The sequence below is a fragment of the Sphingomonas sp. Y38-1Y genome, from assembly GCF_032391395.1.
In the GTDB taxonomy this organism is placed as follows: domain Bacteria; phylum Pseudomonadota; class Alphaproteobacteria; order Sphingomonadales; family Sphingomonadaceae; genus Sphingomonas.
Genome location: NZ_CP135916.1, coordinates 2,538,226 through 2,551,776, shown reverse-complemented (window position 1 = coordinate 2,551,776; position 13,551 = coordinate 2,538,226). Strand labels below are relative to the sequence as shown.

Sequence of the window (13,551 nt, the reverse complement as noted above, 5' to 3'; positions counted from 1 at the left end):
AACCGGCTCAAGGTGATGGACACCAGCCGGTTCACCACCGGCGCCATCGCCACCGACTTCGAGTGGCGCCTGCTGGCGCCGACGCCTGCCGAGTGGGACATTCCGAAGACCGCGGAGGGCTGCCCTCCGGCTTCCTCGAACCCGACCAGCCTGGTCATCCAATGGACCATCCGGCGGTTCGGAGGCGAGAACCTGATCCTGACCTGCGGCGACACCTCGGTCGAGGTGCTCGAGAGATTGGAAAAGGATGTTCACCGCAAGAACCCCGACCATCTCGCTTGGCACGTCCTGGTGGCTCCTCATCACTGCTCGCGGCGATCGATCGGGCGGGTGCTCAACGGCGGCTGCAAGGACGAGGAGTTCACCGAGTCGGCCGAGGCGTTGAAGGCGCTCGGCGAGCAGCGTGGCAACGGATACGTCGTGTCGAGCAGCCGGCGCGTCGTGCGGGGCGGCGACACGCCGCCGTCTTGGCACGCGAAGCGCCGCTATCTCCGGATCCTCGCCAATGCCGGCGAGGTCACGGGTTCTGTCGAAGGCCGCTTCCGCTGCACCGGAGGCAACGGAGCTTCGGACCTTCCGGCCCATGTCGTCTTCAACCTGACCAGCGGCGGCCCGACGCTCGCGCCCGCGAAGGTGCCGGCGGCCGTCGGTCTCGGCGGCGGCGGCGCGGCGGTCGGAGGTGGCGGCTCCTATGGCTGACGGCAGCGACGAACCGGTCGATGGCGAGATCGTCGCTGAGCCAGACCTAAGCCAGCTGCTGGAGATCGCGCGCATTTCGCAGTCCGCCGGTGTCGTCGCATCGTCCATCGAACTGCGCCGCCTGGACGAAGGTGAGATTCTGACCTTCGACATCATGACCGAGCCGACGGTTGAGGAACCGGCGACCGACGTGCGCGAGGTGGAGCGCATCCACTTCGTCTATCGCGAGGGCCGCGCCTTCGGTCGCACGGCACCCTACAACGTGCTCTGCGACCGCGAGGACTTCCCGCGCAAGATCGGCCATCTCTGCTCGGGCGAGCCGGGGTGCCGAGCGGCCCCCTGCCTGGCGCTCGGCGGCATCCAGCCGATCTACGAGCGCGCCGGCATAGAGGCGATCATGACCCGCCTGCGCGACTTCCTGCGCGACGCGAAGACGGGCACCCTGATGATGGACGGATGGGAGCCTGTCCCGTTCGGTGTCGGCCAGAAGCTGCGGATGGGCCAGCTCGAGCCACGCACGTTCCAAGAGCATGCGTTCGCCTATCCCGATGCGGGCAGCGCGATGGGCGTCGCGATCAGCTTCGATGACGATGACCGCAAGCAGGTGTCGGTCTTCTCGCAGATCCTCCAGCCTGATGACGTCACCAAGGCGATTGGCCATCACAACGGGAATTTCGGCGGTGAGCGGCACGCGATCCCATGGGTCTTCGTATGGCGCGAACCCTTGGCCGTCGAACGTGACGCGCTGTTCGAGAATTGGCGGACCGGCGGCGAGCTGCTGGAGGGCATGAAGGCGATCGGCGTTGACGCTGCCTTCGTCTCCGCAATCCTGGAACTGCGGAAAAACGACGTGGACTTTCGGTGCCACCGGCCGCCACTCGGCGGGAAGGCGATGGTGGTCATCATAGGAGTGTGGCGACCGGCGCCAATCATGAGCGCCCTCTTCGGCTATTCCGACGACCCCGCGGCCCGGAGCCTCGAACTGCGGGCCTTCCTGATCTCGCAGGATCTCAACAAGGACATCCTCGACGCCGACACCCGCATCGAGACGATCGTCGGCGACTATCCGCCACGACCATCGCTCATGCGCTGGGTGGCCGGTGTCGACCCGCTGCCGCCGGTCGCGCTGCTTGGGCACGGCGCGCTGGGCAGCGCGATACACGACAACCTCGCCCGCTCCGGAATGGAGGACGTGTTCGTGTGGGACAAGGATCGCATCCACCCCCACAACCTCGCCCGCCATTCCGCTCGCACCAGAGACGTGTACGCGAACAAGGCCGACCAGGCGAAGAGGCTGACGGACGCACTCTGGCACGACGAGGGCAGGTCCGAGGCGGTGAAGGACGACATCGCGACCGTCGAAATCGACGTCCTCAAGGCCCGAACCGGCGGCCGGCTCGTCATCGACGCCACTGCGGACGAACAGGTCCGGCTCCGAATGGACGAACTGAGGGGCTCGACCGAGGCTACCATCGTCCGGACCGAGATGTACCATGAGGGGCGCCTCGGAATGACGTTCGTCTCGCCGCCCGGCGGGCCCACACTGTCGGACATGATGCTTGCGACGATCGGGCTTGCGCCCGACAACCCCGACGTTGCGGCCTGGCTCAACTACGAGGATCGGCATCCGCTCGGCCCCGATCCGCTGCTCTACGGCTTCGGCTGCACGTCCATGACCGTGCATCTGCCCAAGCATGCGGTCGAGCAGCAGGCCTCGGTGGCCTGCACCGCCATCCTCGGCGACAGGAGCGAAGCCGGCGTCCTGCTAAACCCGCTCGATGAACGACTACGGCCGAAAGGTGCGCGTTGGGTCCCGATCGCGCCGTTCACGGTCCTGCGACCCGCCAGCGCGGACGACTGGCAGATTCGCGTCTCCGCTTCCGCGATCGCAGCCTTGGAAGCCGAGCGCACGGCCGCGCTTCCGGCCGAGACCGGTGGCTACCTCTACGGCAGCTGGGATCCGACGCGCCGGGTGATCACGGTCATTCACGCCTCATCCCTTCCGCCGGGGTCGGCGGCGACCGAGACCAGGCTCGAGCTCGGCAAGGCGGGCGGCACCCTCGCCGAGCGGCGACTGACCCGCCTTGCCCGCGGCCGCGTCTATCTGTGCGGCACATGGCACAGCCACCCGGACGGATCGGCGCACATGTCGGGCCGCGATGATCGCGCCATGACCGCACACGCTGAGAAGGACGCACCGGACCTGCGGCCCACGCTGATGATCATCGTCGCGCAGGACGACATCCAAGCGCATCTGAGGCTACCGTGATGGCTGACCTGCTCAAGACCGGCATCAACACGAAATACCTCGTCCCCATCGTGGTGGCCTACGCCACCGCGGCCGGGCTGCTAGGCCTCGATCGCGTGACGCAGGCCCAGACCCTGCTGCAGCACGCGGGCTTTGCCGGCCTGGCCGGGATCGTGATGATCGTCCTGCAGGAACTGTTTCCGCGATCAGTGAAGGAGGTGCTCGTCTTCTGGCGGCTGCGCGACCGGCCTCCAGGCTGCCGGGCTTTCACCGTCATCGCCCCTAAGGACGCCCGCGTGGACCCGACGGACCTTGCTGTCCTCCTTCCCTCCACGCCGATGAACCCGACCGAGCAGAACGCGCTCTGGTATAAGTGGTTGAAGGCGACCGAGAGCGACCCCGCGATCGCCGACAACCACCGGCGCTTTCTAATCCTTCGTGATTGCGCCGTCCTCCTGGCGCTCCTCGCGCTGGTCACGCCGGTGCTGCTCGCATGGACACCCGACGGCCTCGATCGCATCCTGATGCTCGGCGGCGGCATGCTGCTCGCCTATGTCGTCGTGGCCCTGTCCGCCCGGAACGCGGCCGTCCGTCTGGTCGGGAACGTCATCGCACGGAAGGTGGGCACCGCATGAAAAGTAACTCTGTGGTTGGAAGGGCCGTTCAGTCGAAGGAGTAGCGGAACGGACGGCGTTTTGGCTGGACGAAAAATTCAGGATCGGTGGTCAAGGATGGTGCGCCCCGATTCGCGATGAGATGCCTTGCCGCTGGCCTTCCTCCCACAGTTCCACCCGGACGAGCTGCTCTATTCGATCGTAGCGAGATACGGGCGCTGGGGTCGCCTCCGGACGGGGCGCGTGAACGAGAACCTGTTCGGCACGAAGTCGATCAAGTTTTCCTACGACTTGCCGCTGCAGATTGGGCGCCTTGCTGATACTGTCGGTGCGGATCTTCCGCTCACCGTCAGCGAAATAGTCAGGGATCACACCCTGCTGCCTTTCCACACGGCCCTTCGGGAGCGAGGGGAGTATGACGAACTGGCAAGGCGGATGGTTGCGGGGGAGAATATCCAGCGGACGTTGAAGGGCACGCGTGCGGTTCTGCCCTGGCCTGACCGCCTGCGCTACTGCCCCGAATGCGACGACGTGAGCCGGCGGCTCTACGGAACACCGATCTGGCTTCGTAGGCATCAGCTTGTCACCAGTCTCATCTGCCTCGAACATGGCGGAATCCTGCTCGCCAGCGATGTCGACGTCACCTGGGGTCGCGACATGACCTACAGGCCAGCCTCCGATCACAGGGGCGACGCGCAGGCGATCGCCTTCCCATTCAGCGGCGAGGCGATGATGCGATACCGCGACATCACCACCTACGGTCACTCGATGCTCGGCAGCCAGGACCATCGAGACGGCTGGTCGCCGGAGACCGACTTCAAGGCACTTGCCCGACGCAAGGGCTTTACCCAGGGCATGCTGACGCGAGGTGTTCCCGGGCTGCAGTCGATGCTCAAGACTTACCCGCTCCCACGCACACGCGCCGCGCTGATTGAGGAAGCCGAGACACACGCGACGTTCACGCCGCGCAAGCTCCGCTGGATGTTCGAGGAAGCCGACCGCCGCGGCGAGGTCATCAGCCTCAGCAAGCTGCTAGGCCGGCGGCTCTTCATCGACCGGGATCTGGTCAGGTCTGAATGGAAGCGGTACTACGAAGGTTCAGGGCGAGGTGAAACCTCCGGCTCCACCGCTGGGTAAAAAGCTGAAGCGCGCACAGGCGACAATATGAATCCGGGCACTCGAACGCACGCGGAGCTGTCAGATAATGATTGCACCGGTCGAAAGACCCTGATCCCATCCTTCCGGACGCGGAGTGTCAACTAATAGGTCATTTGCGCCGGAAGCCGTTTTCCTCGCTACCACCTTGTGAAGCGGCTGCATCTGTCAGCTTTTCAATGTCCTTTAACACGGCCACACCGAGCCGGCGCAAGCGCGCCGGCCGGTTCGTCGTCTCGATATTTCTTGGGCTCCTGTGCGCTGTTTCGGACCAACGTTCGGATAAATGCGATGGTAGCGATAACGCTCAAACCGCACCCTTGCGCGTGCGGCAAACTTGCAAACAGTAGGAGTAATCAAAGGCGGCGTTGGGGAGGTCATGGTGTCGAAGCGAGTTCGTTCATCCCGACCGTCGCCGCATCGATCACGCCAAACTGCCGGATGCCTTTGCCTCGGCGTGTTGCTGGCATCCGCCAGCGCGGCGCAGACACCGGTGGTCGAGAGCGACGTCCGACCCGTCCACGATCCGGTGCTGATCCAGGAGGACGGCGAGTGGCACGTCTTCTCGACGGGGATCGGCAAGGAGGGGCAAGGCCTGCTCGCCGAGCGCGTGTCGAGCGACCTGGCGCAGTGGCGCACAGGAACGCCGCCCTTCGCCAGCCTGCCCGAATGGGCGACGCAGGCGGTCCCCGGCGCGCGCAATCTCTGGGCGCCCGATATCTCGTTCGTGAACGGGCGATATCGGCTTTATTACTCGGTCTCGACCTTCGGATCGAACCGCTCGGCGATCGGGCTGGCGACAAGCACGACGCTCGATCCTGCCAAGCGTGGTTATGGCTGGCGTGACGAGGGGCTGGTGCTCGCGTCGCGACCGGGCGACGATTACAACGCGATCGATCCGGCGTTCATCGCCGATCGAGACGGGCGGCACTGGCTGGCGTTCGGCAGCTTCTGGAGCGGGCTAAAGCTGGTCGAGCTCGATCGCCGCACGGGCAAGCCACTCGATCCGTCGCGAAGGCCGCTGGCGCTCGCCAGCCGTCCGGTCCCGGCGGGCGCGCCCTCGGCGATCGAGGCGCCTTACCTCTTCGAGCGCGGCGGCTGGTACTATCTGGTCGCGAGCTACGACTATTGCTGCAAGGGCGTCAGCAGCACCTACTACACCGTGATCGGCCGATCGAAGGCGATCACCGGGCCGTACCGGGGCAAGGACGGCAGCTCGATGCTGGAGGGCGGCGGTACGGTCCTGCTGCGCGCGGATCTGGAGGAGAAGGGCCGGTTTCGCGGTCCCGGCCATGCGGGCCATCATCGCGGCAGGGACGGCGTCGATCGCCTCGTCTATCACGCCTATGACCGGGACAACAAAGGCGCGCCGACGCTGCGCGTGGCGGCGCTTCGCTGGAGCGCGGATGGATGGCCGGCGATCGCCGGCGTGGGAGAGAAGCCATGACGATCACGATCTCGCGCCGCCTGATGATCGGCGGCATCGCCGCGACCGCCGCATCCGCGGCATTCGCGCAGAAGCGGCAAGCCCGCATCGTCAATCCGCTCGTCAGGAACCGAGCCGATGCGCAGGTCTTTCGGCACGACGACGGCTGGTACTACATGACCGGGTCGGTGCCCGAATATGACCGGCTGGTCCTGCGCAGGTCGCGCACGATCGGCGGGCTGACCACCGCGCCGGAGAAGGTGTTGTGGCGGCACGAGGCGAAGGGGCCGATGTCGGGCTTCCTCTGGGCGCCCGAGCTGCACAGGATCGACGGGCGCTGGATCATGTACTTCGCCGCGGGACCAAGCGGCGGGGGCGAGGACGTGTTCCGCATCCGCACCTATGCCGTTGTCTGCGACGGACCCGACCCGATGACGGGCGGCTGGTCGGTGCTGGGCCAGCTGCAGACGCCGTGGGACAGCTTCAACCTCGATTCGACGAGCTTCGTCCACCGCGGCACCCGCTATCTTGCCTGGGCACAGCGCGAGCCGGGGATCGAGACGAACTCCAACCTCTATCTCGCGCCGCTGGCGACGCCGCTGACGCTCGCCGCCAAGCCCGCGCGGCTGACGGTTCCGGAGCTGCCCTGGGAGGTGCAGGGGTTCAAGGTGGCGGAGGCGCCGGCGCTGCTCGTGCGCAACGGGCGCCTGTTCGTGACCTATTCGGCAAGCGCGACCGATGCGCGCTATTGCCTGGGGATGCTGACGGCGCGCGACGATGCCGACATCATGGACCCGGCGGCCTGGACCAAGTCGCCGGTGCCGGTGATGAAGACCTCGCCCGTGCACCGGATCTACGGTCCCGGCCACAACAGCTTCACCGTCGACGAGCGCGGGCGCGACATGCTCGTCTTCCACGCGCGCGATTATGAGAAGATCACGGGCGATCCGCTGTTCGACCCCAACCGGCACACGCGGGTCCAGCCGGTCCGCTATGATGCCAAGGGGGTGCCGCTGTTCGATCCGCCGGTCGCCAACGGCCCGCTTGCCTGAAACGAAAAAGACCCGGCAGCGCGAAACTGCCGGGCCGGTCGAGGCTGAGGCGGGTTTAGGGGGAAGGGGCCCGCCCGGTCGAAGGGGTTAACGCCGCGCGGGCAGGGTCGGTGCCGCCGCGCCGTCGGTCATCCGGATCGGCCGGATGCTGCCGTCGGGCGCATAGGTGACGCGATCGATCGCGATCTGGCGCTCGCCCTTGAAGGGTTCAGGCCCGGGCGGATTCTCCCACCGATGATAGACGATCAGCGTCTCGCCCTTTGGCGTGGTCACGAAGCTGTGATGGCCCGGCCCCTTGTGCGTCGCATCGCTGGTCAGGATCGCGCCGCGATAGGTGAAGGGTCCGGTCGGCGACGGGCCGGTGGCGTAGTGTACCGAATAGCTCGCGCCGTTGAAGCGGCCGTGGCTGTAGGAAAGATAATAGGTGCCGCCGCGCTCGTGCATGAACGCGCCCTCGGTGAATTGGGGCGGGTTGGCGACGGCGATCTCGCGCTTGATCGAGACCATGTCGCGATTGAGCTCGAACACGCGCAGCGTCGAGCCCGCGCTGCCGCCGGCATAGAAATAGGGCGTGCCGGTCTTCGGATCGACATAGACCATCGGATCGATCGCCTCGAACCCCTGGCGTCCGGTCAGCAGCGGCTTGCCGCTGTCGCGATAGGGTCCTTCGGGCCGGTCGGAGACGGCGACGCCGATATGGCTGAACTTGGGCGTGTTGGGGCCGAGCGAGTAGTAGAGGTACCATTTGCCGTTGGCCTGAGCGACGCCAGGCGCCCAGAGGAACCGCTCGGGCGCGCCGTCGTCGCGGACCCAGCGGATCGACTTGCGGTTGAGAAGCTCGCCCCGGTCGCGCCAGCTTTTCAGATCGCGCGAGGAGAAGGCGTGGAAGCGGTCGGCATCCCACGCGCCGACCGGGCCGCCGGTGGGAAAGACCCACAATTCGCCGCCGATCATCAGCGCGTGCGGATCGGCGCCCTGGAACTGCGGGTTGCCCTGGGGCGCCGGCGCGGCGGCCCCCAGGAGCATCACGACGGAGGCGAGCACGAGCTTCTTCATCATCAGAACCGGAACCTCACGCCGAACGAATAGGTCCGCTCGAGATACAGAACCTGCCGGGTATAGTCGTCGCCCGCGTCGTTGAACTCGCGATAGCGGCGGAGCGGATTGCCGAGCAGGTTGACCACGTCGAAGGCGAACGTGACGTTGGGGATCGGCGTCACGGTCGTCGAGAAGTCGAGCTGGCCGCGCCCGCGCTCGATCACGCCGCGCGTGCGCGGGCTGCCGTCGGCCCCGACGTCGAGCGGCTCCTGGCTGTAGAATTGCACGAAGTCGGAGCGGTAGTTGTAGGCGAGGCGAGCCGAGAAGAAGGGCTTCTCGTACAGGCCGACGAGGTTGCCCGCCCATTCCGAAACGCCGTTGAAGCGCACCTGGCGCCCGTCGATGTTCGGCGCGCTGGCGAGCGTGGTGTTCAGGTCGCCCTTCGAATCGATGTACGTCGCGTTCGCCTGAATGCCGAAGCCGCGCGCCCAATCGGGAATGCCCTCGATGTCGAGGAAGCTGGTGAACCCGATCTCGGCACCCTGGAAGCGCGTGCTGCCGGTATTTTCGGGCAGGTCGAGGCGCGAAGGCCCATAGCCGACATCGACCGGCGCAAGCTGGATGCGGCTGATGAAGCCGTTCGCATCGCGCCGGAACAGCGCGCCCGTCAGCGACCCCGACCGCGAGAAATACCATTCGAGGCTGATGTCGTAATTGTCCGACGTCAGCGGACGAAGATTGGGATTGCCGCCGCTGATGAAGCGCAGGTTGCTGTTGGGATCGTTGGGGTTGGGCGGGTTGTTGGGGTCGATCGTCGGCGGCGGGCCGACGGTGAGCGTCGGGTTGAGGTCGAAGAAGTTCGGCCGCGTGCGCGTCTGCGTATAGTTGAGGCGAAACTGCACCTCACCGCCGATGTTGAAGCGCGCGCTCGCGTTCGGAAGATAGTCGGTATAGTCGTTCTCGGCCGTGATCGGCGAGAAGGTCGGCGGGTTGTCGGTATTGTTCTGAACGAAGCCGCTGATCGTCGTCTCGGTCTTGACCGCGCGCAGACCGATCAGGCCGTCGAGGCTGATGTCGCTGCTGAGATCGAAGCCGTACTTCACCTGCGCATAGGCGGCATAGGACCGTTCGTTGGCGACGAAGTTTTCGGTGGGGTTGAACGGCGGCTGGCCCTCCGGCGCGCCATAAAAGGCGCGGAGCGCGGCCAGATTGTCGCGGATGCTGTCCGCCGGGATCGCCGCGAAGGTCCGGATCGGGAAGGCGTTGTTGTAGTCGAAGCCCGGCCGCGTCGACTGGATGTCGACGGGTAGCGCGGTCAGCGGGATGCCGGCCGGCAGGTTGAAGATGTAGAGCGAGCCGCGGTCGCGCGTCGCGTCGCGGTCGTTGTAGCGCACGCCTGCCTGGATGCGCTTGATGAAGCCGCCGTCGAAATCATACTGCGCGTCAGCGCGCGCCTGAATGTCCTTGCCGGTCACGACCAGGTTTTCCTGGAAGAAGCCGCGGCTGAGGAAATTGTTCGGGTCCGTCACGTCGAAATCGCGGAAGCTGAGGCTGGGGCCGCCGTCGTTGCCGTCAACTTCGAAGATCACGTCGCGCACTGGCGACGTGCGGAAGGCGTGGTCGATGTTGTTGAGGTCGAATGTGTACTTGCTGTCGGTATAGGCGACGTCCGCCGACAATTGCAGCCCGCCCTTCTTCCACGTCGCGCCGCCGCCGACCTGATAGGTGTCGGTGTGGCCCTGCGCCGCGCCATAATAGCCGTCGGGCGCATTGGCGCCCGTCACCGTCGCGCTCTGGGCGATGTTGGTACCCGGCCGCGTCGTCACGTTGCTGAGGCGAAAATCGGGACCGCCGAAGATCGGAAAGAACAGGAACCGGTTCTCGTCCTTGCCGCGATAGCCCTGGAACAGCCCGTCGACATAGATTTCGAGCTCGGGCGTCGGCTTCCACTGAAAGGCCGCGTTGGCCGACGGGCGGAAGCGGTCGCCATAGCCATAGAACAGGCCCTGCGCGTCGGGGAAACGGACGTTGGCGGCGCCGGGCGCATTGCCCTCATTGGTCGTACCGATGACGAGCGACTGCTCGCGCGTCGAATCGAGGAAGTTGATGCCGACATAGCTGGCGTTCACCAGCAGGCCCATCTCGCCGATCCCGGTGTCCCAGCGGTTGCTGATCAGCAGGTTGCCGTTCCAGGACAGGTCGCCCGACTGATGCCAGGCGACGCCGTTGAGCGAGCCCGACAGTTCGAACCCGTTGAAGTCGAACGGGCGACGGCCGCGCACGTTGATCTGGCCACCGATGCCGCCCTCGATCAGGTTCGCGGTGCCGGACTTGTAGACTTCGAGCGCGGCGACGGTGCCGGCGGGGAAATCCTGGATCTGCACGAAGCGCCCTTCGGCGGTGAAGATCTCGCGCCCGTTATAGGTGGTGCTGATGTCGGGAAGGCCGCGCACCTGCACGCCCGCCGCCTCGCCGCCGCCACGCGTCACCTGAACGCCGGTCACGCGCGCAAGGGCGGCGGAGGCGAAGGTGTCGGGCAGCTTGCCGATATCCTCGGCGACAATCGCATCGACGATCCCGTCGGAGTTGCGCTTCACCGCCTGAGCCGATTCGAGGCTGCGGCGAAGGCCGGTGACGACGATCTCGCCATCCTCTGCCGCGCCTTCCTGAACGGAGGGTGCGGGCGAAGCGGGATTGGCGCTCTGGTCGGACGCGGTCTCCGGCTTGGGCGTTTCCTGCGCACCGCTCTGCGCGAGCGCAGGGGTACCCGCAACGGCGATCAGCGACGCCGTCGCCAGCATGAACGTCTTGGCCTTCATCATCTCTCCCCTTCGTGCCGCCCGGCGGTTTTCCACCTGGATAACTCAGACATATTTGAAGCTCGAAGCGGCGACAATATGCTTTTATCTTATTTATTCGATCTAGCCGGCTTGTGTAACCAAAAACCCACGCGCTACGATCCGATTCCGTACCGGCTACGAGGTCGGGATAAGGTGAGGGGAGCAGGATGAGGCGCACGCACTGGGCGATCGGCGTGGCGGCATGGGCGCTAGTCGCGCATCCCGCGTTCGCGGGTGAGGCGAAGCGGTCGACGTTCGGCGCGATGCCCGACGGCCGCCCCGTCGCCGCGGTCACGCTGTCGAACGGCAAGGGCGTTTCGGCCACGATCATCGCGCTCGGCGCCTCGATCCAGGCGCTGAGGATGCCTGATCGCAAGGGCACGATCGAGGACGTGCAGATCGGCTACGACACGATCGACGGTTATCTGGCCAAGCCCGAATTCTTCGGCGCCACGGTCGGGCGCGTCGCCAATCGCATCGCCCGGGGGCGCTTTACGCTGGACGGCAAGCGATACTCGGTGCCCGTCAACAACGGGCCCAACTCGCTGCACGGCGGCACCAAGGGCTTCGACAAGGTGCTGTGGGACGTGGCCGAGGTGAAGAGCGGGCCGACGGCGTCGGTGACGCTGCGCTATGTCAGTCCGGACGGCGACATGGGCTATCCGGGCACGCTGACGACCTATGCCACCTATTCGCTGGGCGAGGACAATCGCCTGACGATCGAATATCGCGCGACCACCGACAGGCCGACCGTGGTCAACCTGTCGAACCACGCCTATTGGAACCTGGCCGGCGTCGGCAGCCCGCGCAGCGCGATGGGGCATGTCGTGACGATCCCCGCCGATCGCTTCACGCCGACCGATGCGACGTCGATCCCGACCGGCGGGCACAAGTCGGTGGCGGGTACCGCCTTCGACTTTCGCCGTCCCCGCGCGGTCGGCGACCGGGTCCGCGACGCGAGCGATCCGCAGATCGAATATGGCGGCGGCTACGATCACAATTGGGTGATCGGCGATCGCGTGACGCCGGGCGAGCATCTGATGGCGCGCGTCGTCGATCCGGGCTCCGGCCGCGGGTTCGAGCTGTGGTCGAACCAGCCCGGGCTGCAATTCTATTCCGGCAATTTCTTCGACGGGACGATCAAGGCCAAGAAGAACGCGATCCTGCGCATGGGGGACGCGATCGTCATGGAGCCGCAAATCTTTCCCGATGCGCCCAACCAGAGGGGCTTTCCGTCGGTCCGGCTGACACCCGGACAGACCTATCGCAACGTCATGACCTATCGGCTGTTCGTCGAACGCTGAACGCGCGACCAGGGAGAAACAGATGAAGCGCATCGTCGCGGGGCTGCTCGCCTCGCTCACCATCCTCGCCATGCCCGCAGAGGCGCGCGACCGCTGGACTCCGGCACAGGCCAAGGCGTGGTACGATCGCCAGCCCTGGCTGGTCGGCGCGAACTACGCGCCCGCCAGCGCGATCAACCAGCTGGAGATGTGGCAGGCGGACACCTGGAACCCTGCCGAGATCGATCGGGAGTTCGCCCTGGCCGAGGGGATCGGCATGAACACGATGCGCGTGTTCCTCCACGACCAGCTCTGGGCGCAGGATGCCGAGGGGTTCAAGCGGCGGATCGACGAGTTCCTGACGATCGCCGCGCGGCACAAGATCAAGCCGCTGTTCGTCCTGTTCGACAGCTGCTGGGACCCCAATCCGAAGCTCGGGCCGCAGCATCCGCCGATCCCCGGCGTCCACAATTCGGGCTGGGTGCAGGGTCCGGGCATGGCGGGGCTTCGCGACAAGAGCCGCTATCCGGCCTACAAGGCGTATGTCCAGGGCGTGATCGGCGCGTTCGCGCGCGACGAGCGCGTGCTCGGCTGGGACCTGTGGAACGAGCCCGACAACGGCGCGGACCAGTATAAGGGGCAGGAGGGCAAGGAGCCGCTGGTCCGTGCGCTGCTGGCGCAGGTGTTCGAATGGGCGCGCGACGCGAACCCGACGCAGCCCATCACCTCCGGCGTGTGGATCGGCGAGGACTGGACGCCGGGCGGCAAGGCGTCGCCGATGGAGCGGCTGCAGCTCGGCCAGTCGGACGTCATCACCTTCCACGACTATAACTGGCCGGAGACGTTCGAGCGGCGCATCCGCCAGCTCCTGCCGTACAACCGCCCGATCCTGTGTACCGAATACATGGCGCGCGGTAACGGGTCGACGTTCGACGGGTCGCTGCCGATCGGCAAGCGATACAACGTCGCGATGATGAACTGGGGCTTCGTCGATGGTAAGACGCAGACGCGATACCCGTGGGACAGCTGGCAAAAGCCCTATGTCCTGGCCGAGCCGACGATCTGGTTCCACGAGGTGTTCCGCGCCGACGGCAAGCCCTATCGCCAGGCCGAGGTCGATCTGATCCGGCGACTGACGGCCGCGCCGAAGGGTGTGGTGCCGCCGATGACGAGCGCGCGGGCGGACTGAACGACGC

At 66.2% G+C, this 13,551-nt stretch carries 9 protein-coding genes and 1 pseudogene; 8 read left to right on the top strand and 2 right to left on the bottom strand.

Features of this window, described 5'->3' with window-relative positions; all coding sequences use genetic code 11:
* Positions 1-15 precede the first annotated feature (15 nt).
* The 6 genes and pseudogenes from RS883_RS12145 to RS883_RS12120 form a co-directional block, all read left to right on the top strand.
* Positions 16-699 carry a hypothetical protein gene (locus RS883_RS12145; protein ID WP_315760456.1) on the top strand — a complete coding sequence of 228 codons (684 nt, stop codon included), beginning with the start codon at positions 16-18 and terminating at the stop codon, positions 697-699.
* On the top strand, positions 692-2,968 hold the full coding sequence (locus RS883_RS12140; protein WP_315760455.1) for a ThiF family adenylyltransferase: 2,277 nt from the start codon (positions 692-694) through the stop codon (positions 2,966-2,968). Before RS883_RS12145 ends, RS883_RS12140 begins: the two co-directional genes overlap by 8 nt.
* Entirely contained in the window at positions 2,968-3,582 is a 615-nt protein-coding gene (locus RS883_RS12135; protein ID WP_315760454.1) for a hypothetical protein, read from the top strand. Before RS883_RS12140 ends, RS883_RS12135 begins: the two co-directional genes overlap by 1 nt.
* Positions 3,583-3,708: 126 nt before the next feature.
* Positions 3,709-4,698: a TniQ family protein gene (locus RS883_RS12130; protein WP_315760453.1), complete on the top strand. Its 990-nt coding sequence runs from the start codon at positions 3,709-3,711 to the stop codon at positions 4,696-4,698.
* A 397-nt stretch (positions 4,699-5,095) separates the two neighbouring features.
* Entirely contained in the window at positions 5,096-6,163 is a 1,068-nt protein-coding gene (locus tag RS883_RS12125) for an arabinan endo-1,5-alpha-L-arabinosidase (protein ID WP_409977345.1), read from the top strand.
* Positions 6,160-7,188, top strand: a pseudogene (locus RS883_RS12120) (glycoside hydrolase family 43 protein); the annotation flags it as partial. The gene RS883_RS12125 and the pseudogene RS883_RS12120, both read left to right, overlap by 4 nt.
* Positions 7,189-7,281: 93 nt before the next feature.
* Here the strand turns inward: RS883_RS12120 and RS883_RS12115 are convergent.
* Positions 7,282-8,253: a family 43 glycosylhydrolase gene (locus RS883_RS12115; RefSeq protein ID WP_315760451.1), complete on the bottom strand. Its 972-nt coding sequence runs from the start codon at positions 8,251-8,253 to the stop codon at positions 7,282-7,284.
* Positions 8,253-11,051 carry a TonB-dependent receptor gene (locus tag RS883_RS12110; protein ID WP_315760450.1) on the bottom strand — a complete coding sequence of 933 codons (2,799 nt, stop codon included), beginning with the start codon at positions 11,049-11,051 and terminating at the stop codon, positions 8,253-8,255. The genes RS883_RS12115 and RS883_RS12110 overlap by 1 nt, the downstream gene beginning before the upstream one ends.
* A gap of 188 nt (positions 11,052-11,239) precedes the next feature.
* Here RS883_RS12110 and RS883_RS12105 point away from each other — a divergent pair, with 188 nt between their 5' ends.
* Positions 11,240-12,376, top strand: a complete 1,137-nt coding sequence (locus tag RS883_RS12105; protein ID WP_315760449.1) for an aldose epimerase family protein — start codon at positions 11,240-11,242, stop codon at positions 12,374-12,376.
* A 22-nt stretch (positions 12,377-12,398) separates the two neighbouring features.
* Positions 12,399-13,544, top strand: coding sequence for a cellulase family glycosylhydrolase (locus tag RS883_RS12100; RefSeq protein WP_315760448.1), 1,146 nt, complete (start codon positions 12,399-12,401; stop codon positions 13,542-13,544).
* The last annotated feature ends 7 nt before the right edge of the window (positions 13,545-13,551 follow it).